This is a genomic window from Paenibacillus sp. Marseille-Q4541 (assembly GCF_018310695.1).
Taxonomy (GTDB): Bacteria; Bacillota; Bacilli; order Paenibacillales; family Paenibacillaceae; genus Paenibacillus.
In genome coordinates this window covers 1-25,008 of sequence record NZ_JAGXCY010000038.1, presented here as the reverse complement: position 1 = coordinate 25,008, position 25,008 = coordinate 1, and the positions used below count along the sequence as shown (strand labels likewise).

Annotated in this window: 22 protein-coding genes; 1 reads left to right on the top strand and 21 read right to left on the bottom strand. The window is 42.8% G+C overall.

Features of this window, described 5'->3' with window-relative positions; all coding sequences use genetic code 11:
• The first annotated feature begins 372 nt into the window (after nucleotides 1-372).
• Nucleotides 373-579, top strand: a complete 207-nt coding sequence (locus KFT32_RS23325; protein WP_211749837.1) for a hypothetical protein — start codon at nucleotides 373-375, stop codon at nucleotides 577-579.
• Here KFT32_RS23325 and KFT32_RS23320 read toward each other — a convergent pair.
• From KFT32_RS23320 to KFT32_RS23220, 21 genes are all read right to left on the bottom strand, one after another.
• Nucleotides 548-1,354 (bottom strand): MBL fold metallo-hydrolase, encoded by an 807-nt coding sequence (locus KFT32_RS23320; protein ID WP_211749836.1) that lies wholly within the window; start codon nucleotides 1,352-1,354, stop codon nucleotides 548-550. The two genes, KFT32_RS23325 and KFT32_RS23320, sit on opposite strands and share 32 nt — an antisense overlap.
• A 6-nt stretch (nucleotides 1,355-1,360) precedes the next feature.
• A complete protein-coding gene (gene yycI / locus KFT32_RS23315) occupies nucleotides 1,361-2,107 on the bottom strand; it encodes a two-component system regulatory protein YycI (RefSeq protein ID WP_211749835.1) in 747 nt (248 codons plus the stop codon).
• A gap of 58 nt (nucleotides 2,108-2,165) precedes the next feature.
• Nucleotides 2,166-3,449: a YycH family regulatory protein gene (locus KFT32_RS23310; RefSeq protein WP_211749834.1), complete on the bottom strand. Its 1,284-nt coding sequence runs from the start codon at nucleotides 3,447-3,449 to the stop codon at nucleotides 2,166-2,168.
• On the bottom strand, nucleotides 3,446-5,272 hold the full coding sequence (walK, locus tag KFT32_RS23305; RefSeq protein WP_211749833.1) for a cell wall metabolism sensor histidine kinase WalK: 1,827 nt from the start codon (nucleotides 5,270-5,272) through the stop codon (nucleotides 3,446-3,448). Before walK ends, KFT32_RS23310 begins: the two co-directional genes overlap by 4 nt.
• Nucleotides 5,273-5,998 carry a response regulator YycF gene (gene yycF / locus KFT32_RS23300; RefSeq protein ID WP_211749832.1) on the bottom strand — a complete coding sequence of 242 codons (726 nt, stop codon included), beginning with the start codon at nucleotides 5,996-5,998 and terminating at the stop codon, nucleotides 5,273-5,275.
• 173 nt (nucleotides 5,999-6,171) lie between these two features.
• The gene (locus KFT32_RS23295; protein WP_211749831.1) at nucleotides 6,172-7,659 is read right to left on the bottom strand and encodes a M23 family metallopeptidase; all 1,488 of its coding nucleotides are present in this window, start codon (nucleotides 7,657-7,659) and stop codon (nucleotides 6,172-6,174) included.
• Nucleotides 7,660-7,891: 232 nt separating this feature from the next.
• Nucleotides 7,892-8,602 (bottom strand): hypothetical protein, encoded by a 711-nt coding sequence (locus KFT32_RS23290; protein WP_211749830.1) that lies wholly within the window; start codon nucleotides 8,600-8,602, stop codon nucleotides 7,892-7,894.
• Between the two features lie 267 nt (nucleotides 8,603-8,869).
• Nucleotides 8,870-10,156, bottom strand: coding sequence for an adenylosuccinate synthase (locus KFT32_RS23285; RefSeq protein WP_211749829.1), 1,287 nt, complete (start codon nucleotides 10,154-10,156; stop codon nucleotides 8,870-8,872).
• Nucleotides 10,157-10,564: 408 nt separating this feature from the next.
• Nucleotides 10,565-11,926: a replicative DNA helicase gene (dnaB, locus tag KFT32_RS23280; RefSeq protein WP_211749828.1), complete on the bottom strand. Its 1,362-nt coding sequence runs from the start codon at nucleotides 11,924-11,926 to the stop codon at nucleotides 10,565-10,567.
• A 1-nt stretch (nucleotide 11,927) separates the two neighbouring features.
• Complete coding sequence (rplI, locus tag KFT32_RS23275) at nucleotides 11,928-12,371, bottom strand: 50S ribosomal protein L9 (RefSeq protein ID WP_211749827.1); 444 nt, start codon at nucleotides 12,369-12,371, stop codon at nucleotides 11,928-11,930.
• On the bottom strand, nucleotides 12,368-14,359 hold the full coding sequence (locus KFT32_RS23270; RefSeq protein ID WP_211749826.1) for a DHH family phosphoesterase: 1,992 nt from the start codon (nucleotides 14,357-14,359) through the stop codon (nucleotides 12,368-12,370). The genes rplI and KFT32_RS23270 overlap by 4 nt, the downstream gene beginning before the upstream one ends.
• Before the next feature lie 11 nt (nucleotides 14,360-14,370).
• A complete protein-coding gene (locus KFT32_RS23265) occupies nucleotides 14,371-15,300 on the bottom strand; it encodes a DUF2232 domain-containing protein (RefSeq protein ID WP_349304945.1) in 930 nt (309 codons plus the stop codon).
• Nucleotides 15,297-15,599: a MazG-like family protein gene (locus KFT32_RS23260; protein ID WP_211749849.1), complete on the bottom strand. Its 303-nt coding sequence runs from the start codon at nucleotides 15,597-15,599 to the stop codon at nucleotides 15,297-15,299. Before KFT32_RS23260 ends, KFT32_RS23265 begins: the two co-directional genes overlap by 4 nt.
• 115 nt (nucleotides 15,600-15,714) lie before the next feature.
• On the bottom strand, nucleotides 15,715-16,146 hold the full coding sequence (locus tag KFT32_RS23255) for a CBS domain-containing protein (RefSeq protein WP_211749824.1): 432 nt from the start codon (nucleotides 16,144-16,146) through the stop codon (nucleotides 15,715-15,717).
• 157 nt (nucleotides 16,147-16,303) lie between these two features.
• Nucleotides 16,304-17,350 (bottom strand): LCP family protein, encoded by a 1,047-nt coding sequence (locus KFT32_RS23250; RefSeq protein WP_211749823.1) that lies wholly within the window; start codon nucleotides 17,348-17,350, stop codon nucleotides 16,304-16,306.
• Between the two features lie 346 nt (nucleotides 17,351-17,696).
• The gene (locus KFT32_RS23245; protein WP_211749822.1) at nucleotides 17,697-18,632 is read right to left on the bottom strand and encodes a D-alanyl-D-alanine carboxypeptidase family protein; all 936 of its coding nucleotides are present in this window, start codon (nucleotides 18,630-18,632) and stop codon (nucleotides 17,697-17,699) included.
• Between the two features lie 370 nt (nucleotides 18,633-19,002).
• Nucleotides 19,003-19,968 (bottom strand): ABC transporter ATP-binding protein, encoded by a 966-nt coding sequence (locus tag KFT32_RS23240; protein ID WP_211749821.1) that lies wholly within the window; start codon nucleotides 19,966-19,968, stop codon nucleotides 19,003-19,005.
• Entirely contained in the window at nucleotides 19,965-20,942 is a 978-nt protein-coding gene (locus tag KFT32_RS23235; RefSeq protein ID WP_211749820.1) for an ABC transporter ATP-binding protein, read from the bottom strand. The genes KFT32_RS23240 and KFT32_RS23235 overlap by 4 nt, the downstream gene beginning before the upstream one ends.
• An 11-nt stretch (nucleotides 20,943-20,953) precedes the next feature.
• Nucleotides 20,954-21,877, bottom strand: a complete 924-nt coding sequence (gene opp4C, locus KFT32_RS23230; protein WP_211749819.1) for an oligopeptide ABC transporter permease — start codon at nucleotides 21,875-21,877, stop codon at nucleotides 20,954-20,956.
• Nucleotides 21,878-21,889: 12 nt separating this feature from the next.
• Nucleotides 21,890-22,852: an ABC transporter permease gene (locus KFT32_RS23225; RefSeq protein ID WP_211749818.1), complete on the bottom strand. Its 963-nt coding sequence runs from the start codon at nucleotides 22,850-22,852 to the stop codon at nucleotides 21,890-21,892.
• Between the two features lie 75 nt (nucleotides 22,853-22,927).
• Nucleotides 22,928-24,685, bottom strand: a complete 1,758-nt coding sequence (locus KFT32_RS23220; protein ID WP_211749817.1) for an ABC transporter substrate-binding protein — start codon at nucleotides 24,683-24,685, stop codon at nucleotides 22,928-22,930.
• Nucleotides 24,686-25,008: the final 323 nt, after the last annotated feature.

Sequence of the window (25,008 nt, the reverse complement as noted above, 5' to 3'; positions counted from 1 at the left end):
GTACTAAATAAGATGTTCTCTACTATATAGAACTCATATGAACCGAAAAAGTTTCGAAAAAAGGGAAGGAAATACTTCCCTACTTCATTTATCACCACAATTTTAACCCTTCAAGCGCAAGATCGTAAAATTATGGAAATTGGCTTTGTTTGATACAAGTACCGTTACATTCTGTCTTTATCATGGCATGTTATCCCCCGATCTGAAAGATCCAAGGACAGCTTTTTTAGCATAGCATGCCCCCTACTTATCAAGAAACAGGGAAAAACAGGAATGTTTTTGCCCATGTCTGACTACAATACAATTAAGAGCTTGCTAGATTCGCTGGAAGTTTCATATTATAGTCCATTTATATTACAAGGGGGCATCACAATGAATCGTGTATATTCAGCTATGGAAGAGGTTGGCCTTGCTGCTAAACTGGCGGATCTCAAGGAAGAGCACTACCGTAACACCCTCGCGCTCAGCACCATTATTGAACTCTTGATTGAGAAAAATATACTTACTCGCGAAGAGGTAGAAAAAAAAGCTGCCGAACTCGACAGCTTTATGGAGAGCTCACCTTATCCCATGGTGTAGGCCGGTCATAATACGTATCACATAGCTGGAATTCGCTATCCTTATAAAAACATCCACGATCCTCCATCGCACCGCGTACCGTAAGTTTAGCGAGTTCCATCAAATTGTGGTCACGACTTAAATGAGCCAAATATACCCGCTTGGTAATCCCGTTCAGCAGCTCACTAAGTGCTGCCCCTGCCGCTTCATTGGATAAGTGACCTAGGTCACCCATAATCCGCCGCTTCGTATTCCATGGATAGCGTCCCATCCGCAGCATATCAATATCATGATTAGCTTCTAGTACCATGACATCCGCATCGGAGATGGCAAGTCTCACCTTGTCACTCATATACCCAAGATCGGTCGCCACACTCAGTTTTTCTTTACCATCATAGAAAGAGTACCCCACGGGCTCCGCCGCATCATGAGAAATGCCGAACGACTCAACACGCAATGATTTGAATTCCTTCACCTCACCGCTTTCCATGAATCGAATGTTCTCCTCGGCTATTTTACCAATCGATTTCTGCATAGCTTTCCACGTATTCGTGTTCGCATAGATAGGTAAGTTGTATTTCCGCGCAACGGCGCCAAGGCCCCGAATATGGTCTGAATGTTCATGTGTAACTAAAATCCCGTCAAGTTGTGAACCCAGCATGTCCCGCTCTAGCATTAATTCATCGATTCGTTTTGCACTGAGTCCTGCATCTATTAATAAAGCCGTATCATCATTACGAACAACAGTTGCGTTCCCTGTCGAACCACTCGACAACACGGTAAAACGTATCCCCATAACTCATTACTCCTCCGGTTTTTCTGTCTTCGGACTGATTACCTCTCCGCTGATACCCTGTACATAATATTTCTGCCCACCTTCGAGCACAAATCTCCACGCAGGGGCTGCCACCTGGCTGTCCGAGTTAAACTCCTCACCGTAATATCCAAGCGTGATATTTTGTACGACGGCGTCATTCGGCAAAAAGAGCTCGACCAGCGTGCCAAGGGCCTTGGAAGCCGGAAGCACTTGCTGTTCTTCTTCAAATGTTGACATTTCAATCGGCGATTGCCGGTATCCCGTAATTTTCTGATCCGAATAATATAACTCTAGATTTACATGAAATAATGGCCAGCGCTGTTCCGCAAGTGGATGCAAAATAAACCGATCTGAGTCATCCGGATTCGCAAGCGGATCGAGTTCATACTGCTCAATGTCTGGAATCGTATCTTTCAGCGCAGCTACCATTTCTTTTTCAGAAAAAACAAGCTTACTATCAATCGGCTCTTCAAGCTCCACTATACCTGCTGCTTTATCTCCATTGAGATAACGATAAGTCAGCTTTGGCATTACAGGTGTGTCACTCGGAATAGGCGCAAGAATTTGAATTCCCTTCTCTTCCATTAGTCGCTGTGTACTGTCTCCAAGAGAAGTAAAATCAAGACTTGAGCCGGCCGATTCCCGTGCATCGATCCACAACTGATAACCAAGCACCAAGTTCAATAGCAGAAAAGCATAGATTAATACATTCTTGGCACGGCCCCAATCCATCTTTTCACCTCATTTCATTATAGACCACCTGCAGTGCCAGTCCAAGGGTTACCCACTTTTACTTTGCTGGAACCATTTTCACCTGACCAGACCCAAGCGTAATAGCCCATACGGGGAGAAGCTTCATCCCAGACTCAGTCGGTACAGGTAAGTAAGCAGGAAATAAGTTAATCACAGTAGCATTTCCAGCCACTTCCTTAATCTGCTGTTCAAGTTCCTCTCCAAAAGGAAGCTGCGTCATCTGCTTTTCCACCTCTTCGCCCTCCATTAAATAGAGTAGAGAACGTTCATAGGTCGCAACTGATTCCTTCTGCACATCAAGATGCATATGTTCAAACCCATACTCCGGCAGATCAAGAATCCGGTAACTATCGTAATACGGAAGCAAATTGATTTGTGTACTTTGATTATCCGCATCCATTGTAAGGCGATAGGTTCCGTTAAACCCACCGTATTGATTAACAAAATCAACAGCGGCAAGCACATCCTTCGTGCGATCTACCTCACTCGTTTGTACAGCAGCCGGGTCGTTGTAACTAATCCAGCGTTGATTATATTTCACCTGCAAGCTCCGCTTACTGTCTGTATATATCTCGGAACCATCCTTCTCTTGGATGTTCCGTGTCATACTCGGATCAAAGAAAAGACTTCGCTGCATCTGATCCACGGTATACTGTCCCGTAGGAAGTTCCACTTGAAGCATTTCGAGTGCTTCCTCGGGAATGTAATATCCTGCATCTGTCAGGCGATATGGGGTCCAGCCTGTCCCAAAATCAACATGCTGCTTCACATCCTGCACCGTCAGGTCTACATCCTCTGCCTCATATACGACATCTCCCCGTGAACTAAAGAACAGCGCATGCGCCTTAGGATCCTTGCCACTCGTATAGATCCAAACCTTACTGATTGTTTCTGCTTGGAAAAGAGAGTCCGCATCTAACTGCATGATACGCTGCAGCAAAGATACGGGAATGCCCCCTTCAAATGATAGTTCGATTCCTGGGTGTGTCTTCTTCAACTCTTCCCAGTTAGCCGAGTCTACACTTTGCCTTTCAAAATTACCGAAATTACGGCCTTGAAGACGTGAATAAATCAGCTGATAGAACGTAGATTCCGGGTAAAAAAGAGTATGCTTATCCTTGCCCATATGAATAATCATCTGATCAGGAAATATCAAATTTTCCACTCGCTGTTCCTGACCCATATTCTCGGTCTTGATGTAATTAGACTCACTGTTCACTACAGAGTAGCTTCCTGGAAGACGGTAGATCAGGAAGTAACTCTGAACAAGACTTGCTGTAATAAGCAGTACAAGTACAGTAGTTTTTAACGATTCCTTCATGAATAACTCCCCCCTTCCTGTCCAAGAGGCAGTGTGAAGGTAACCCTTGTACCTTTTCCAAGTTCTGATTCGAGTTGAATATCTCCGCCATGTGCTCTTACGATTTCCCTGGCAATGGATAGACCCAGGCCAGTTCCGCCCATACTGCGGGATCTTCCCTTTTCAACACGGTAGAATCGTTCAAAAATTCGTTCGATGTCCTTTTTAGGGATGCCAAGCCCTGTATCCTCAACGGATATGGCCACTCCTTTTTCTACTAGGGTAGCAGACAAGGTAACACTCCCTCCCTCATGGGAGTATTTAAGGGCATTAGAGACGAGATTATCAAGCAGCTGATCGATCTGATCACGATCAATGGGTACCTCAGGCACCCCCCGCTCTACAATGACAGCAGTACTCATCTGTTTCTGCTGCATTTGGAAGGAGAAGCGATCTGCCACCTCATCCAGTACATCATGAATAGGCGTAAGCTGCTTACGCAGCGGTGCTTCTTTGGAATCAAGCCGTGACAAATGAAGTAGATCCGTAACGAGTCTAATCATTCGCTCCGTTTCATTTTGGATAACCCCAACGAAGCGGCTTCCCAATTCAGGGTCATCAATAGCCCCATCGTCCAGTGCTTCTGCATAACTTTTGATGGTAGTTAACGGAGTTCTCAGCTCGTGAGACACATTGGCTACAAACTCCCGCCTCGAAGCTTCTAGCTCCTCCTGTTCGGTCACATCCTGAAGCACAATGATAGCTCCCGTTCCCCCATCATCCCTCCGATGAACAGGTGTAAAAGTAACACGAATCACGAGCGACCCATCCTGACCTGGAGGGTGAATCTGCAAGAGCGTAGAGGCCGTAATCCCGCTTAGCATCGTCTCAGCCTCCTCCACATCAAGCCCCAGCAGAACGGCAAAATGCCGTCCCGTCATCGCTGATTCCTCGGCCCCAAGCATAAGGCTAGCCCGTTTGTTTACAAGAATAATTCGTCCAAGCTCGTCTGTAGCCACCACTCCATCACTCATGTTGGCAAGAATGGAGGACAACTTCTCTTTCTCCTCTTCATTCTCGGACAGTGCGGTTCTTAGGCGGCTTGTCATATAATTGAATGCATTACTAAGCTGTCCAATTTCATCGGTTCCAAGAACCGGCATTTTCGTGCGGAAATTGCCTTCCGCTACTGCATTTGCTTTCCGTGTAAGTTCTTTAATGGGAGCTGTAATCGTATGCGACAGAATAACGCCCAGCACAGCCGTCAGACCTAGCGCAATAAGTACACCCGATATAAAAATATTGTTGATCCGCTCCATTGTGGTATACAGTTCGTTCATAGATGCTGCGATATAGACTGCGCCGACAATTTTACCTCCAGCGGAGACAGGCTTTGCTACCACTTTTTTGCGGACATTATCTTCATCAATCACGTTTTCCTCATTATCACGGATGCCTTGCAGTGCTCGGCTGACCACTGTTTGTGTGTTTTTACGGCCTATGTAATTGTTATGCGAACTAAGGGTTGTCGTCAGTACACGCCCGCTCGCATCGAGCACCTGTATTTCCGCTCCACTAATATTAAAGAGGTTATTAACCAAAGTACCGAGACTCTCCGTACGATCTTCACCCGTATCACCGTCTCCAGTTACCAGCGTCTCTGCCACCAGTACAGACAACATCTCCGCACGTGCATGCAAATCCTCTGTAAAATTGCTCGTCAGCGATGTTTTCATCGCACTAACAAAATAAACTCCAATTAGCTGCATCGCTACTAAAATGAGTAGCACATACACGATAATCAGCTTGGCCTGTACGGTACGAAAAAAAGAGGTCCACTTCATTTACAAAACTCCGCTCTTTGAGCCTCGAATCAAATAACCCAGTCCTCTGCGTGTCACAATGGTTTCCGGCTTGCTTGGATTTTCTTCAATTTTCTCTCTCAGGCGCCTGATGGTCACATCGACTGTTCGAACATCTCCAAAGTACTCAAACCCCCATACAGCTTGCAGCAAATGCTCTCTTGTCATCACCTTTCCCGAATTTTTGGCCATATAATATAGCAGCTCATATTCCCGGTGAGTCAAATCAAGCGGTACTCCGCCTTTATATGCGGTATACATATCGGTGTCAAAATAAAGATCATGTAACTTCAGTCCAAGTTGTTCTTCCGATGGCGATGATGTCCCTGATTGAATCTGTGGCTTCTGTTGTCTCCGCATCTGGGCTTTCACCCGAGCCAGCAATTCTCTTGTACTAAACGGTTTGGTGACATAATCATCTGCCCCTAATTCAAGGCCTAATACTTTGTCAATCTCCGAATCCTTGGCGGTTAGCATAATGATCCGGGTCTCCAGTTGTGCCCTTACTTCCCTGCATACATCCATTCCGTCTTTGCCAGGGAGCATCAAATCCAGCAGGATCAAGTCCGGCTGCTCGGATAACGCAAGTTCAACCGCCTGTACTCCGTCAAAGGCACAAGTGACCTGATATCCCTCTTTCTCGAGGTTGAATTTAAGGATATCTGCGATTGGTTGTTCATCATCCACTACGAGAATCTTTCCTTGCATACAATCGCTCCGCTCCAACGTTTATTTTGTGAAAAGACCTTGGTCTTCATCTGTTTTTCCTTGATACGTTCTATTTTAACATACCTAAACCGGCATATTCACTAGGTGAAAAGGGCTTCTTTGCTACACAAAAAAAGCATGATCTGCCTCTATACAGACCATGCTTTCCTATTTTACGGAAGATATTTCATTGGATTCAGCGCGACACTATCTTTTTTAATTTCAAAATGAAGGTGGGTTCCTGTAGAGCGGCCGGTATTTCCCATTACACCAATACTTTCACCCTTCTCTACAATCTGACCTTCCTTCACATTGATGCTATTAAGGTGGCCATACAGCGTTTCGTATCCATTACCATGATTAATAATAATGACATTCCCATAACCGCTTTGCTGACCTGCAAAAGTGACGACTCCTTCATCTGAGGCCTTAATGGCTCGCTCTCCAACAAGGTCAATTCCTTTATGCTGTCTGCCCCAGCGCTGTCCAAAACTGCTGCTCATAATTGCATCCGTAACCGGCCAGGAAAAAACACCGCTACCTTCTCCAGTGACCTTCGTTCCCTGAAGCACAACTTCCGTTACAGAGGCTTCCAGCACCTCTTGTCCAAGCCATTCTTCCTTGACCACATCTCCATTTTCTTTCGTTATGCGGTAGCTGACTTGTTTACGTCCTGTTTGCCCAGGGCGGACCACTTTCGTCACACCCGACTTCAGCTCATCGCTCTTGCGAATCTCCACCTGCGGCTCTGTAATTACTTCTTCCACCACATTCTCTACCGTTGTTACCGTAAGTGCTGGCTTAAGTGCAAACAAAATTAATTTCTGTCCAACCTGGATGTTGTCATCTTCAAGTCCTGGATTCAAGGAGCGTATCTCTGCTAACGTCATCTCGTAGGTTTCAGATAGCGAAGACAGCGTATCCCCTTCCTTTACCTGATAGCTAATCTTCTCTTCCTTACCCTCGGTAAGAAGTTGTATTGCTTCCTCATCCGTCAATATCTTATTGGGGTCAGCCTTGACCTCTTCTATAGCAACTTCTTCCTTAAGACTTACAGATGCCAAGGTAACCTGTTCTTCTTTCGGCTCAGCGGATTTCTCATCTGATGAGGCAAAAGCAGCAACCGTTTTAAGTTTCAATGGAGCATTTGGCGTCTCTGCTTTTTCGTCGGTTGTAATATAATTATTTTTCACGCGCTGGAGTATTTGATCGGCGGTTTTTTGGTCCTTCACAATACCAATCACTTTGCCTCCCACTTTCAGCTCGGCACCTTCTGCAAATGCAGTAATCATCCCGTCAAGCTTGTCTAGTGTTGCTTCCGTGGTAATGGTCGGTTCATCGCCCCGCACTTTCTCGAGGGAAATTGCCTCTGTATTGAGCTGCATGTTCACTTCTGGATATTTCTCCGCATATTCGTCTTTTTTGCGGTCATAGAGATTGAATAGCTCTTCCTGACTGCTTATAGAGCCGATTAGCTCATCCTTTACGTATACGTTGTAATAAGAAGTCGCGCTAGCATTGAGGAACTGCTGGGACGCAAAGCCTACAGATACCGCCATAAATAAGCCTGCTGCCGTAAGCAGAAGCCATTTGCGGGGTTTCGTGAATAACTTCTTTGATGCGGAATCGGTTGTATTCGTGCTGTCTTTCGAACTGCTCATGATTCTCTCCTTTATCCTTACACGCTTATCGTTACCGGTGTATTATTTGTTAACTATGCCATACTTATGAGTCATTTCATTCAATTTCATAGCTTAACTTCATATTTGTGTAAAAGTGTCAAAATTTTAACCTTTTAGTTACTCGTATACTCTACCACAGGAATTCGTCTTCTAGCAACTCGGGAAAACATACCAAAAACCCGCGACAAGCGCGGGTTTCCTGAACTTTCCTTTATTGCTCTGGCGTCAAAATTGCCATCAGCTGTTTGTATTCATCTTCGGTAAGATATTTGGCTATCACCTGTTCCATATCCTGCAGTTCCTGTTCTGTAATCCCATCTTCCATCGTATTTGAGATCATCTGCATTTCATCTGTTGGGATTTTGTTCATCAACAGATCGAATACTTCGGTCTTCTCTTTATTCGGAATTGTATCCTTATAGTCAGCCATCTCATCAGGAGACATGATGACAGAATCATCTGTAACCACTCCGCCTTCATTGCTGTCTGCCGTTGTATCATCCACCGTGCTCGTGCTTCCATTATTTGTAGAGGAGGTGTCGCTCCCCTGATCTTTATCATCTTTGGTTCCGGTATTTGCCGGATCTTCTTTCGAAATTCCGCTGGCATCTGATTCTGAAGCATCTTTATTTTTACTAGTATCAGTAGAAGGACTGCCCTTCTGGCCTGTTGAAGTTGATGTGCTGTCCCCAGCTGTCTCAGTCTCTTTTCCTGCACTTCCGCCTGTCTTGCCTGCATTCATCCCTAAAGCCCCTTGAAAAATGGAAGACAAGCCTGTTGGCTGTCCTTCCCATGCAATATTAAAACTGGCTAGCAGGGAATTTACATAAGATTGCACAATAAGTCCTGTTGTCAGCAGAGTAAGTGTACTTACCAGCATTACCGTTAATAGCAATTGTCCACACCATTTGAACCACTTCATTGTTGGATGCCTCCTACGAATTGATCCACTTCCCTTTATCCTCTCCTCGAGAAAGATAGAGTTCATCGAAGTGTATAAGATCAGTATTGACGCATCTGGCTGAATTCTATCCTTCTTTTTTATTTTTAATAGAGAGAAATGCCTATAACACAAAAAAGCCCCCATCCCCCTATACCACAAGGGTAAGGGAAGACAAGGGCTTCGATGAAGACAATCCGCTTGCCTTACTTAGGCATAACGGATTGTCTTGAGTATATTCGTTCTATATTAAACGTAGATCGGCAGAACTTGATTTGTTTGCTCACGGTTACGACCTACAGAGAAGATCGCAATTGGGATTCCTGTCAGTTCGGACACACGTTGCACGTAATTACGTGTCGTTTCTGGAAGGTCTTCCAGCTTCTTAGCTGAGGTAATATCCTCGCTCCAACCTGGCATCTCTTCATATACCGCTTCACATTCAGCCAGCATTTTCAGGCTTGCTGGATAATGAGTAATGAATTCTCCGCGGTATTTGTATCCCACGCAGATTTTCACGGTGTCTAGACCCGTAAGTACATCCAGGGAATTCAGGGATAAACCTGTAATTCCGCTGACGCGGCGTGCATGGCGTACGACAACACTGTCAAACCAGCCTACACGACGTGCGCGTCCAGTAACGGTACCATACTCATGACCTTTTTCACGGATATAATCGCCAACTTCATTGTTGAGTTCAGTTGGGAAAGGTCCATCTCCAACACGTGTTGTGTAGGATTTTGCTACACCAATTACTTCATTGATCTTGGATGGTCCAACGCCGGAACCGATACATACCCCACCAGCAGATGGGTTAGAAGAGGTTACATACGGGTAAGTACCTTGGTCGATATCAAGCATTACACCTTGTGCACCTTCGAACAATACCTTTTGATCCTCATCAATTGCATTGTTAAGGACAACAGACGTATCTGTTACATATGGACGTACAAATTCTGCATACTCTAGGTATTGCTTCAGAATTTCTTCTACATCAAGCGGCTCAGCGCCGTATACTTGCTCAATTACTTGGTTCTTTTCCTTCACCATATGACGAAGCTTCAGTTCGAACTCCTCTGCATCCATCAGATCAGCAATTCGGATTCCGTTACGTGCCACTTTGTCCATGTAAGCAGGACCAATCCCTTTACGCGTCGTACCGATCTTGTTCGGTCCTTTACGATCTTCTTCAAGTGCATCCAGTACCATGTGATATGGCATAATGACATGCGCACGATCACTAATAACGAGATTTTTCGTGGAGAAGCCGTTATCGTGAATATAAGTAATCTCTTGAATAAGAGCCTCCGGGTTTACAACCATACCGTTCCCGATGACACATTTTTTATCTTCATAGAAAACGCCGGATGGAATCAAGCTTAGCTTATATTTCTTATCGTCAATCAGGATCGTATGACCTGCATTATTACCTCCCTGGTAGCGAGCCACTACATCGGCACTTTCCGCCAGATAATCCGTAATTTTGCCTTTGCCTTCGTCTCCCCATTGTGTTCCCACAACGACTACTGTTGACATATTCATTCCCCCGTAAGTGTAATTACATGCATTTTATTATGTTCATGTTGTCATTTTGTCTTTAATATCTGCGCAGTTTACGTCATTCATACAAAACGAAATAGCTTAGACCTTCATTTAATCTGGCCCGCCACTTACTACAGCAAAAAAAGCCCTACCTCATTCGTACATATCTTGTAGACATGACTGCATCTGTAAGGTTTGCCACTCAAAGCAGCAATTCAAGTTTACCAGTCCCCTATAGCAAAGTCAAATTTAAAAGCGAACAATTATTTACTACATATATCGATTGTTCGGAAATAGATGAAGTTACTACCAAAAAAGATCCACTGTCAAGTGCTGAATGGCACATAGCAGTGGATCTCTTATTTTCAATATACGAAAGAATGAATCATAAGTTCAGGATCATTATCCAGCAAAAGCATCGGAATGGACTCGTTCGTAATTGACGAACTTGTTGAAGTTCTTTAAGAATACAAGCTCGACCGTTCCTACTGGACCATTACGCTGTTTTGCAATAATGATTTCGATAATATTCTTTTTCTCCGTTTCCTGATTGTAGTAATCATCACGGTATAAGAAAGCGACAATATCGGCATCTTGCTCGATGGAACCCGATTCCCGAAGGTCACTCATCATTGGACGTTTGTCCTGCCGTTGCTCAACGCCACGGCTAAGCTGAGAGAGGGCAATGACAGGAACGTCGAGCTCACGAGCAATTTGCTTCAGTGTACGAGAGATTTCAGATACTTCCTGCTGACGGTTCTCGCCGCTCTTACCGCGGCCCTGAATGAGCTGGAGGTAATCGATCACAATCATACCTAGTCCTTTTTCTTTTTTCAGACGGCGACATTTAGCCCGAATATCGGCTACCGTGATCCCCGGAGTATCATCAATGTAGATTTCTGCTTCAGACAAAGCAGCAATCCCCATCGTCAGCTTGGACCAATCCTCGTCACCCTTAAACTCCCCGTTACGCATAACATTCGCATCAAGATTTGCTTCCGCACAAATCATACGTTGTACCAGCTGAGCCGCTGACATCTCCAAACTAAAGATGGCTACTGTCTCACTCGCTCTTACTGCTACATTCTGTGCAATGTTAAGGGCAAACGCGGTTTTCCCTACAGAAGGACGGGCAGCTACGATGATGAGGTCATTCCGCTGAAATCCGCTCGTCATTTTGTCCAAATCCACAAAGCCGGATGGAATTCCCGTCGTATTCCCTTTATTTTGATAAAGGGTCTCTACTTTATCAAACACTTCCATGAGCACATCTCTGATAGCGATAAATCCACTACTGGAACGGCGATTAGAAATCTCAAGGATTTTTCGCTCAGCATCACTAAGCATTCCTGATACATCTTCTCCGCCAGCATAACCTTCACTCACAATCGTTGTAGCGGTGCGAATGAGTCTGCGGAGCATCGATTTTTCTTCAATAATCTGTGCGTAATAATCCACATTAGCGGCCGTTGGAACAGCTTGAGCAAGTTTAGCGAGGTAACTGACTCCGCCAATATCCTCAAGTTGCCCTTTATCCTGCATAAGCGATGTGAGGGTAATAAGGTCAATCGGCTGGTTATCTTCACTAAGCTGAATCATGGATTCATAGATTAATTGATGCGGCTTGTCATAGAAATCTTCCGTTGATACCCGCTCCATAGCGGTAATCAAAGCCTCTGCTTGTAATAAAATAGCACCTAAAACGGCCTGCTCTGCTTCAAGGTTTTGCGGTGGAACCCGGTCGAAATAAATCTCGCCGCCCATCTTATTCCTCCGTCACTTGGACCTTGAGCGTAGCTTTAACTTCTGGATGGAGTTTAACACTCATCTGTGTAACCCCCAGATTGCGAATCGGTTCATCTAGCTCGATTTTCCGTTTATCGATCTTATGTCCTCGTGCTGCGAGTGCTTCTGCAATCTGCTTGCTTGTAATCGCACCAAACAATTTGCCACCCTCGCCAGCTTTTGCTTTCAATTCCACCGTTAAAGATTCTAGCTTCTTACCAAGTGCTATTGCTTCATCTTTCTCTTCCTGTTTGCGTTTCTCTTCAGCCGCATTCTGGTTTTCCAAGGTCTTCATGTTTCCATCAGTTGCAGAGCGTGCAAGACCTCTTGGAAGCAAAAAGTTTGCTGCGTATCCTTCAGACACCTCTTTAACTTGACCTTTTTTCCCTTGACCTTTTACATCTTTTATAAAAATGACTTTCATTCGAACAACCCCTCTTCCTTCTCGATTTCAGCCAATACTTCTAACAAACGTGCTTCTGCTTCCCCAATTGGCATGTCTAGCTGAACAGCTGCATTCGTTAAATGCCCACCGCCCCCAAGCCGTTCCATAACGACTTGAACATTCATTTTACCAAGAGAACGGGCACTGATGCCAATTACACCATCAGGACGTTCACTAACAACAAATGAAGCAACGACATCGGTCATATTAAGCAATGAATCTGCGACCTGTGCAATTAACAGTTGCGGAATAATTTGTCCTTCTTCCGTCACTGCAACAGCAATATGCCCATGTATCATTTTAGCATGTTTTATGATTTCTGCTTTCGCAATATATTCCTGAAGATCCTCTTTGAGCAAACGTTGCACCAGAATGGAATCTGCACCATTCCGCCTCAAGTAGCCGGCTGCTTCGAACGTTCTTGATCCCGTATGCATGGCAAAATGTTTGGTATCGACCGTGATTCCGGCCAAAAGCGCAGTTGCTTCAAGAGGTGTAAGCTGCAATTTATCATGAATATATTGCAGTAGTTCGGTGACGAGTTCTGCTGCTGAGGAGGCATAAGGCTCCAAATAGATCAGCACTGCGTCATTGATAAATTCTTCGCCTCTACGGTGATGATCAACAACCACCACACGAGAAGCAGCCTGCACAAGTTTAGGTTCGATTGTCATCGATGCCTTGTGAGTATCCACCACGACAAGCAAACTGTGCTCGGTCATCATCTGCTGTGCTTCTTCCGGTGTAATAAAGGAGGCACACATTCTATCGTCCTTATACACCTGTTCCATTAATCGTTCAATGGATGGATTCGATGCATCCAGCACAATGTAAGACTCCACATGATATAGATTAGCAGCTTTCCATATGCCAATGGAAGCGCCGATCGCATCCATATCTGGTATTTTGTGCCCCATAATAAAGACTTGATCGCTTTCTTGCATGAGATCACGCAGCGCATGAGCGATGACTCTTGCTCTGACACGCGTTCTCTTCTCCACGGCGTTCGTCTTACCGCCATAAAAAGAAAGACGCTGACCTGCTTTGACCGCTGCTTGATCCCCACCACGTCCCAATGCCATATCAAGACTGGACTGAGCAAGTTCTCCAAGTTCACGTATACTGTCCGAACCGTAAGCAAGACCTATACTGAGCGTCATCGGTACCTTTAAGTCAGCCGTCATCTCGCGAATATCATCTAGAATGACAAATCGGCTCATCTCCAAATCCTGCAAAGAATTGTGATTCAGTATCATCAGATAACGTTCCGAAGATAACCGTCTCAAATAGATATTAAAATCTTTTGCCCAAGATGTAATTTCGCTTGCTGCCCGAGCAGTTAAAGCCGTTCGCTGCTGGTCATCCATCCCTTGTGAAGCTTCATCCAGATTGTCCAGCATGATAATGCCAAGCGCTATCTTTTCTTTCTCGTATTTATCCCGGAGAGTTGCAAGCTCCGTTGATTCATATATATAGATCAGTCTCTCTTCAGGAAAATGTCTTAGGTCATATACTTGTTCATTCATTCGATACTCGAACTGAATATCCTGGTGATGTTCCTTATGATGGTCTTTCTTATCTTTCACTTTAAAAGGGAGCTGTGGAAAAAGTGTCATCAAATCATTGCCGATCAGCGTTTTCTCCCCAAACATACGGGAGACAAAACGGTTATTCCACTCAATGGACCGATCTTCACTATAAAGTACAATACCTAGCGGCAAACTGCTGACGACTTCTCCTTCGACCCTTTTAATGCGGAGATTAAGACCTCCAATATATTGATTCAGTTCTCTTCTAAAATCAAGCTCGGCTTTCACCATCACAAAACCAAGAATCGCCACGAGTACAAGACAAACAAGACCGAGAGGCCAATTATATGCAACAAGAAATGCATCCAGAATAAGCAATAAGGCAAACGCCCATACGGTCTGGTATCCGTGCCAGCGTTTTAACAGAAATTTAGGCATTAAAATTCATCCTATCGTTTTGGTCTCGAAATGGCTTCACGAAGCGGGAAAGCAAGGTCAATAATTCCGATAATCCGCATAGGTCCGATCAGAACCGTCGCAACTGCAAGCAGGTAAGGCATTATAGGATGCCATTTTTTTGCATGTGCGGCATAGAAGAAGAAACCGACGGCTTGAATCATGAAACAAAAATTAATTAGCGGAACGAAATTAAGTGCAATCATCGTCATAAAGCTAGAATCTGAGCCAGCCGCAACCAATTGTAGAATAACACCTATAAAGTAATACCAAATCAAAGATTTTGGCAATCTCCATTCCCGTAAAGGCTTCAGCCTAGGTACACGTACACCTAATCGGCTTAACGTAGGACGAGCGATGGCATGCGTTATAGACGCCATAATAAACGAAGTAACAATCAGGGCAAACGGAATCATTTGCACTGTAGTGGTTTTGATCATTTCTGCCATTTTTTCATCCATCACAAGACCGTTGGTGAGCGCATTGTTACCGCCAGCCTCTGTCACGGGAGTGAGCGTGAAAGATACTACATCATGAATATAAGATTGAAAATCAAATTGGAAAATGGTTGTACTAATGAGGAGCAGCAATAAAAACTCGGCAAGAATCGTACCTGTACCCGCCATAAGCGTATTCAATGCTGGTTTTTGCTTTTTGTAGAAATGTCCCATCACAATCGCTGGTATCAAAAAAAAGATGGATAACAACAAATAAACAGGCTCTACAATAAAAGCAATCAGAGCCACAGGAACAATGTGCCAGCAGAAAGCTTTTAAACTTAGTGAGCTATACAGAATTACTCCAGGCAAAATAATTAAAAATACACTAACTGCTGTCAGCGGCGGAGTCAGTAAAGATAATAAAAGAAGGAGATAAATTAAACTCCATACTGCTGTTGACCAGCGAAATTTCAATGGTTTCACCTCTTACGCATATGATCTTCGAGAGCGGAAATATCTTGATACCAGTCTTCCAGCTGGTGACCTTCCTGCCTGTGCTTTTTCAACTTATCGATGAGCAGATCATCCATATCTTTAAATGAGATCCCGAGTCTTCGTCCCAGGATGTAACTGCTCATGATGAGACTGGCAAGACTATCGCTAATTCGCGCTGTACTTCCTTCCCAAAGCGCTTTAAACAAACGTGACACTTGATCCAGCATTTCAGTTTTTAGCCATTCAATTACTTTCGCGCGTTTAGCTACATCAAGTTCTTTTGGCATGCTCATGATCGTCACACTCCTGTGAAAAGCTTTATTCTCCATTATAGCATAAAAGGGAATATCCATAAAAAGGACTCCCCGGAAGGGCCAGTATCAGATTGTATCTCCCCTTATCTTACCCTGAATTCGTGTTTAAGGATTCCTTCGAAACCATATTTTCGCAATACTCAATAATTTGGCTGCGGCGAACAATGCCGATAAACCGATCCATATCATCCACCACGGGGACAAAATTCTGTGCTTTTGCAAGATTAATTAAGTCGCCCATATTGGCATCAATGGACACTGGTTTTATATCTACTCGAAGGGGGACGTCTTTGAGATAATATTTTGAAGCGTTTTCAAATGTTATCTCTCCCTTAGAATTCTTCATATGCCACAAGAGATCGCCCTCTGTAACGGTACCTTTATATTTTCCATCCTTCGTCAAAATGGGGACCGCGGTAAACCGGTGATACTCCATACGTTCGAGCGTTTGTCGTAGCGTTGCATCCGAGGTAACAGTAGCGACCTCCTGTTTGGGCAGCAAGAAAAAAGCAATATTCATAACTGAACACTTCCTCCTTATGTTAAGGCAATAGTCAAGTATGTGTATCTCTTACATTTTACGGATAAACTTTTACCTAATACCATTATATTCTTATAAGACAACAAAATCAGCACCAGACTAAAGATTAATCGTCCAGTGCTGATCTTCCGCACATCTATTCTGTAACTTTACTCGTTATATCATCAGTGTTAGGCTTCATCAGAGTTGCTGATGTCGTATTCGGATCAAGCCAGTTATTGATAAGCTCCTTAGCATAATCAAGATATTCTTCATCTACTTCATCGTAGAATATTCCATTTTTCCTTACCCCTTCACCCATCACAGTGAAACTAGAGATTTCTGGTTTGCTTTGGGTGAGTACTTGTTTAGCCAAATCAATAATAAAAGATGGCTGCATATCAGTTTGGAAATTATCTCCCATGATATCAAACAGTTTCGGGATGTTTGAGATTTGGTTGATATTTAGCATTTTATTGGCTACTGAATTCAGAAAAATCTGCTGACGTTTTGTTCGATTGAAATCACTGTCTTCGCGATAACGAATATAGTACAACGCTTCTTGACCACTATACACCGGTTTGCCACCTTCAATGGTAAACTGTATGTGTTCTGGATTCTTGTTCACAATATCCTCTTCAATAGGTAACTCTACCCCGCCAATTGCATCAACAACCTGTTGAATAGCAGTAAAGTTTACCGTTGCATAATAGTTAACATCCTTCTCAAGGAAATTTTCTACTGTATTAATGGACATTTCTTCTTCCCCAAAGGCAAAGGCGTGTGTCAGCTTATCGTAATCATCTTCGCCATCTTTATCTGCATCATGTCCTACAATTTGTACATACGTATCACGCGGAATGGATACTAGCAGTACCTTGGATTCCTTCGGTCGAACCACAGAGTAGATAACGGTGTCGGAACGACCTCGCGTCTTCTCATAAGGTCTTGCATCAGTACCTAGCAACAGTACAGAAAACGGTTTTTCTTGATATACAACGGGTTCTGCGTTTGCTTCACCGTTTGGTTTATATGATCTTTCAAGCTGATCTTCAATTGTACCTGATAAGAACAAATCAAATGCTGCAATAGCAATTTGTTGTCTAAAAGGGTAGGCAATAGCGACCAATACGACAAGGGTAAGAAAAGTGATCAATAAACCTTTTCTTTTATTGCGATGCTTTTTTCTTGATCTTGATCTCATTAGTTCATTCCTTCTCTTAGTATGGAGTTATAAAATCCGAAATGCTAATCATTTAAAATTAGGCAAGCCAAGTCACAGGTGAACAGCATAATCGCAGGAATAAACCCTACAAAATGACTATGCTTTATTTTATAATGACCTATTATTTTATATCATGCAACTTGTACATTTTGCTATATTACCATAATAGTCTGTATGAAGGCACCCTGCAAATTGTCATATATCAATGAATTTTGTAACCATTTCGTTTCAAACTCCATGAAATGTATAAGGAAGAAAAGCTAATAGATAAATAACAGTGGGTATGAAATTAGTTATATATAATATAGGAGTACTACTGTCTTTATTAGATTGAAGGTCTTTGAATCACTTGATACCAGGTAGATGCCCAGGCTTGTCCCCAATCTTTTGCACTGTAGGAATGTGCGAAGCCGTAGTCGAATAACTGTTTCGCCTCATCAAAACGCTGTTCCTGTGTTTCTGCACCCATTACAATAGCAATTAACCTCTGTCCGTTCTTTTCCACCGTACCAGACAAGCAATATCCTGCAGCCTTCGTATATCCTGTCTTCAGTCCGTCTGCCCCGCTATAAGCGTATGGGCCTTTTACATTGTCCAGCATCCAGTTCGTATTGCTCATATAGAGTCCTTTGTTTCTAAGCTCCACCTGTGGCAAACTGGAGAGTGCTAAAATTTCAGGATACTGTTTAATCAGGTGGGCCGATAACTTCCCAACATCTTTTGCAGTCATGTAATTTTCAGAGGGGCCACCCGACAAAGACGAAGAACCGGTCGCATTGTTATACTTCGTATGTACAGATAATCCAAGTTCTTTTGCTTTAAGGTTCATTTCTTCTACAAACCGTTCCTCTGATCCAAAAGCGTGCTCTGCAAGTGCAACCGTTGCGTCATTAGCTGAATAAACAGCGATCACACGGAACAACTCATTCACCGTGAACTGATCTTTCTCATTTAGAGATAAATTCACACCTTCTGATTCGGTAGCATGTTTACTAACCCGTACGATGTCATTCCAAGAAATATGTCCTGCTTCAATCTCATCGAGAATAATGAGTTGAGCCATGATTTTAGACAAACTTGCAGCGGGTAAAGGAGTATCTGCATTAGAGCTGATTAATACTTCTCCTGAAGAGGAATCAATCAACAGGGCAGCACTAGAATGAATAGATGGCTTACCTACTAAACTTTCTGGCCTGATGGCTATAAATAATACCGCGATTAGAATGACCAGCGTACTGCTTCGCAGGATCCATTTCTTCATCTCTTTTCTCCCCCATTCTTCAAGTTTATGGAAAATGTATAATCTCTCTATAATATGACCTGAGTCATATACTACGTATTTATACTAAGGTCCTACTACTCTATTAAACCAATCTATATATATAGACGTATGAAATGGCATTTTTGTCTGCATTTTTTTAAAACTTTTTTCAAAAAAGTCATTCCAATTGATGGATATTTCCTTTGCATCCACATATAACAAAAAAAACACAGCTTCCTTACACTCCCATAGTGTAAAAGAAAGCTGTGTCCTAGATGTGTCCAAACAAGTGAAAATTGGTTTAAACTCACAAATACCGTACGTGTGTGAAGGACCCCAATCCTTGCTCAAAAGAGCATCTTCAGATTACTTACGCGTAATGACAAGCCACATAGTGATCTAAACCAACATTACGGTACTCCGGTATCTCTTGCTTACAGAGATCTGAAGCGAGAGGACAACGAGTATGAAACTTGCAACCTGAAGGAGGATTAGCTGGGCTAGGAATATCCCCTTTAAGTACAATTCGATCCCTTTTCAGAGTTGGATCTGGAACAGGAACGGCAGACAATAATGCCTTAGTATATGGATGAAGTGGATTACGGAACAATTCATCCTTGCTTGCCATTTCCACCATAGAACCGAGGTACATAACACCAATTCGTGTACATAGATGCTCTACCACACTGAGATCATGAGAGATAAACAGATAAGTAAGCTGCTTCTCTGCCTGTAAATCACTAAGCAAGTTAATGATCTGTGCCTGAATTGATACATCAAGTGCAGAAACCGGCTCATCTGCCACAATAAAGTCAGGGTTTAGAATCAGTGCGCGTGCAATTCCAATCCGCTGACGCTGACCACCTGAGAATTCATGGGGAAAGCGATCATAATGATAAGCAGAGAGTCCGCAAATACGCAAGGTTTCTTCTACCGTAGCTCGTACCATCTTTCTAGGAATTAACTTATGATCAAGCAGTGCTTCACCAATCGCATCGCCTACTTTAATCCGAGGATTCAGTGAACTGAACGGATCCTGAAATACAATTTGCATTTCAGGCCTAATAGAGCGAAGTTTTTCTTTAGAAAGAGAATGAAGATCCTGTCCTTTAAAAATAACTTTGCCTGATGTTTTATCATTCAGACGGAGAATGGTACGACCGATTGTGCTTTTGCCGCAACCGGACTCTCCTACAAGTCCGAAGGATTCTCCTTTATAAATGGAGAAAGATACGTCATCTACTGCTTTTACATCACCGACACGACGCTGGAATATGCCGCCTGTAATCGGAAAGTATTTTTTCAAATTCTGTACTTCAATCAGCGCTTCTGTCATCGTACCATTGCCTCCTCCTCATACAGCCAGCATGCGACTTTATGTCCTTCTTCATTTTTACGCAGTGGAGGCTCTTTCTCACGGCATATGCTCATGCAAGATTCACAGCGGTCATGAAAATGGCAGTTCTGCCCGAGTTCAACCGGGTTAGGTACTTGGCCCGGAATAGAATACAACCGTTCCTGTCTCTGATTAATGATTGGCTTCGCCTTAAGGAGTCCTTTCGTGTAAGGGTGCTTCGGTGCTTTGAACAATTCAAATACCGATGCTTCCTCAATCACTTTCCCGGCATACATGACCACCACATAATCAGCCATCTCAGCCACGACACCAAGATCATGGGTAATGAGCATAATGGAGGTATTAAATTTATCTTTAATATCACGCATCAAATCAAGAATTTGTGCTTGGATCGTCACATCGAGTGCAGTGGTTGGCTCATCAGCGATAAGTAGCTTCGGATTACAGCTCAAAGCAATTGCAATCATAATCCGCTGACGCATACCGCCACTAAGTTCGTGCGGGAATGAGTCTACAATTTTTTCTGGACGAGGAATACCAACCAGACTAATAAGCTCGATAGCTCTTTGGCGAGCCTTCTTTTTATCAAGTAGCTGGTGAAGCATAATGGGTTCGCTAATCTGCTCTCCAATGGTAAGTACCGGGTTCAAAGAAGACATCGGTTCCTGAAAAATGATAGAGATGTCATTGCCTCGAATAAGACCCATATCCCTTTTGCTCAACTTTAAAATATCTTTGCCTTCGAACAGAATTTCTCCGCCCGCAGGAGGAACATCTAATAAACGCATCAGTGACATTGCTGTTACGCTTTTCCCACAACCAGATTCTCCAACGACGCATACAGTTTCGCCTTCGCGAATAGTAAAGCTTACGTCGTCAACAGCCTTCACGACCCCTGCGGATGTATGAAAATGCGTTTTTAAGTTACGGAATTCCACTAAGTCTTTTGCCATATTCGCATCTCCTACTTTTTCATTTTAGGATCGAGCGCATCGCGTAGCCCGTCACCAATCAAGTTAATTGCCACTACGGTAATCAGAATACACATGCCTGGTGGAATCCAGATCCAAGGTCTCTTACGGAATTCAATGAGTCCGTTAGCTTCAGAGATCATATTTCCCCAGGATGGAGTTGGAGGTACAACACCAAGACCTAAATAACTAAGTGCGGACTCCGACAAAATAGCGCCTGCCACTCCAAGCGTTGCCGAAACAATAATAATCGGAACTGTATTAGGTAGTAGATGTTTGAAAATTTTGCGACGGTCACGAAGACCTAACGCTTCTGTAGCTTGCATAAATTCCTGCTCACGTAGTGTAAGAATCTGGCCACGTACCAAGCGAGCAAGATATGGCCATGAAAGAATCCCCATAATAAGCATTAGAAAGTAAATTCGGTCTGCGGGGTTTACCTTCAGATCAGAAAGAACGGCCCCTAAAATAATGAGAAGTGGCAAGGACGGCAAAGACATAAAAATTTCGCAAACTCGCATGATAATCGTATCCACAAAATTTCTATAAAATCCAGCCAGTGCCCCCATTATAGAACCTACAATAACTGTAATTGTTGTAGCGACAATACCTACCAAAATAGATACACGCCCTGCTAACATCACACGAAGCAGAATATCCCTTCCAAGCTTGTCTGTACCTAACCAGTGCTCCGCATATGGAGCTTTATTCTTATCACTGACCTTATAATCATTTAGATCATAAGGTGAAATCATTGGACCAAACACACAAATAACAATCATTAGTACTAGAATAAAAAGTCCACCTACAGCTAGCCGATTACGAGTGAAGCGGCGCATGGCTACGCGCCATGGCGAATCTGGCTGCTTAACTGGAGCTTGAACATTCGTATTTAATGGTGCAGCCTCAATTGACAATGAAATCTCCTCCTACTTTAAACGTATTCTAGGATCAGCAACTCCATAGAGAACATCGGATAGCAAAGTTCCGAGTAATGTAAGAACCGCTAAGAATATTGTGAATCCAAGCATAAACGGATAGTCCCTCATCGTAATGGACTCCAGATATACTTGTCCTACACCGGGCCAAACAAAAATCTTCTCTAAAATAATTGCTCCTCCAAATAATCCTGGAAGTTCAAGACCCATTAACGTAATCGCAGGAAGCATTGCATTTCGAAGTGCATGCTTGAAAATTACCGTTCTTTCCTTCAGACCTTTTGCACGAGCAGTGCGAATGTAATCTTGGCGTATCACCTCTAGCATACTGGTTCTGAAATAACGAGTCAGTGATCCTGTACTGAGCATAGTTAGTACAAGCACAGGCATAAACATATGATTAGCCACATCTAAAATAAAATCCCAGGTAGAGCCTGACTGGCCGGCAGTTGTCATCCCCCCTACAGGGAATATCTTCAAGTCTACAGCTAGGTACTTAATCAATACGAGTCCTAAGAAAAATGATGGTAGCGACATACATAAGAATACTAAGAGAGTGACAATCTTATCAAAGAAAGAATACTGGAATTTTGCAGATAGAACTCCTGTAAAAACAGCGATAATCCAACTTAACATCAGACTAAAAAATGCAATAATAAACGAATTCCATACATAATCTCCAATTACATCTGTAACTGGCCTTTTATGTTGAAGCGAGTCACCCATATTACCGGTAATCATATTCCCTACCCATATGAAGTACCTTTCAACGACACCTTTGTCGAGACCATATATCTCTCGTAATTGCTGAGCTTTTTCCGCAGTCATATTCGGATTTTGCTGAGCTGTAATATAGTCTCCTGGAATGAGTGCTGTAATTGCAAAAACAATTATAGTGATACCGATCATAGTCGGGATCATCTGCAGCAGCCTCCGGATAATGTACTGCTTCATAATATTCCTCCCGGATTATAAGTGGATAAGCTCAGCTCTTTAATGAGCTGAGCTTATCATAATCATGCAGTTAAATTATTGTGCGAGTTCCGCTTGATAAAGAGAATATGTGAAGTCTTTATAAGGAGTAATCTCAAGTCCAGTTACACGACCATTAACAGCCCAAGCATCTCTTCTTTGGTACATCAAGATATCAGCAATGTCTTTGTTAAGTTCTTGATATGCTTGAGCGTAAATTGCTTTACGTTTCTCTACATCAAGTTCTTTTTTACCTTCTGCCATCAGCTTGTCATAAGCTTCGTTAGAGTATTTCACACGGTTTTGTGCTCCGCCCGTAATATATACTGTTCCATCTGGATCTGGAGTAAGCCCCCATGCCATGAAGAACATATCGAAATCGCCTTTATCTGTTTTATCAAGGATTGCATTGAAATCAAGTTTCTCTGCATTCAATTTAATACCAAGATCTTTGTAGTTAGCAGTCATAATTGGCAAGATTGCATCTACTACTGGATTATCAGCAGTACCAGAGAAATCGATTGTCAGTTTCTCCCCGTCTTTTTCACGAGTACCGTCTGCTCCTACTGTCCATCCAGCTTCATCGAGAAGAGATTTTGCTTTTTCTATATCAAAATCATACTTTTCAATGTTTTCATCTGTATATGCCCATGATTGTTTAGACTGAGGAATATTAATTACATCCGCAAATTTACCATATACAGCTTCCACGATTTCAGCACGGTTCAAACCATATACCAATGCTTGACGAACTTTAGAATCTTTAAATTTAGCTTTCTCATGGTTCATACCTATATATCCATAACCGTTGGTAGGGAAGATATTAATGTTCAAGAAACCATAAGCTTGAAGTTCTTCAACGTTATCTTCATTTACAGTTACCATGTCCATATCGATCTCGCCAGTGTTAAGCATAGCAAGTTTCGTTTCATCTGTAGTAGATTTGTAAATTACATTTTTGATTTTCGGTGCACCTGCAAAGTACTTTTCATTTGCTTCAAATACAACTTGTTGTCCTGGTTGGAAAGATTTCATAACATACTGACCAGAACCTAGTGGCTTGTCATTCAAAGCTTTTACAGATTCTACGTTACCTTGTTTGTAGTCTTTACCATAGTAAGCTTCTGGAAGGAAGGAAATTCCACCCAAAAAGTCTTTAGTAAGAGCCGTAACTTCGGTAACTTCTACTTCTACAGTGTTATCATCTACGATCGTCACGCCGGAGATTTCTTTGGCTTTACCGTCGTAGTAGTCTTGACCGCCTTTAATTTTGTAAGACAGTGCATCGGAAGGTCCATCATAGCTCTTGTCATGAAGAACTTTTAGAGAAAAGTAGTAATCATTCACTGTTACTGGAGTTCCGTCAGTGTAAGTTACACCTGGCTTTAGTTTGAAAGTATATTTCAAACCATCTTCGCTAACATCAATGCTCTCTGCCAGATGTGGAGAATATGTACCGTCACCATTAATAGTTTGGAAACCATCAAAAAGGATAACGTTAACCATATCGTCATAAGCAGAATCTTGGAATAGTGGGTTAAATACGCCCTTAGGAGATGTTACCCCTACAATCAAAGTGTCTTTACGATTTGTTGCAGTTGGTGGATTTAAAGACATATCCGTCGCTTCAAACAAACCATCATTCTGTGTTGCATCTTCTGCAGGTTCTTCAGCAGGTGTTTCTGGTGTCTCTGCTGGTGTTTCTGTTGGTGTTTCCCCCGGAGTTGGTTCAGCTGTGTTGCCGCCAGAACATGCTGCTAGTACAGTTACCAGCATGAGCATGATCACTAGCATTAGCGAAAATCTCTTTCTCATGAAAATCCTCCTCGTAAAATTCTATAATGCTTATAAATTATCAGGATAAAATATATGAAAATTATCCATGAATAATTACAGAGGTTATGAAGACTGATCATGATGCATATTACACAAAGGTAAAAAAGGAAAGAAATATAGATAATGCAGTGAGTTGGTTGGGCTTATGTTGCCTTTTACATGAACCTAATATATGTAGGATATTCTTGGTGTGAGGTTTAAATCCGTAGAAATGGTAGTAAGAGAAGATAGTACTAGAGATTCATACTTTTAGACCATTGGTCAATAAATGTAAGATCACCCTATTTATTGATTTTTCAATA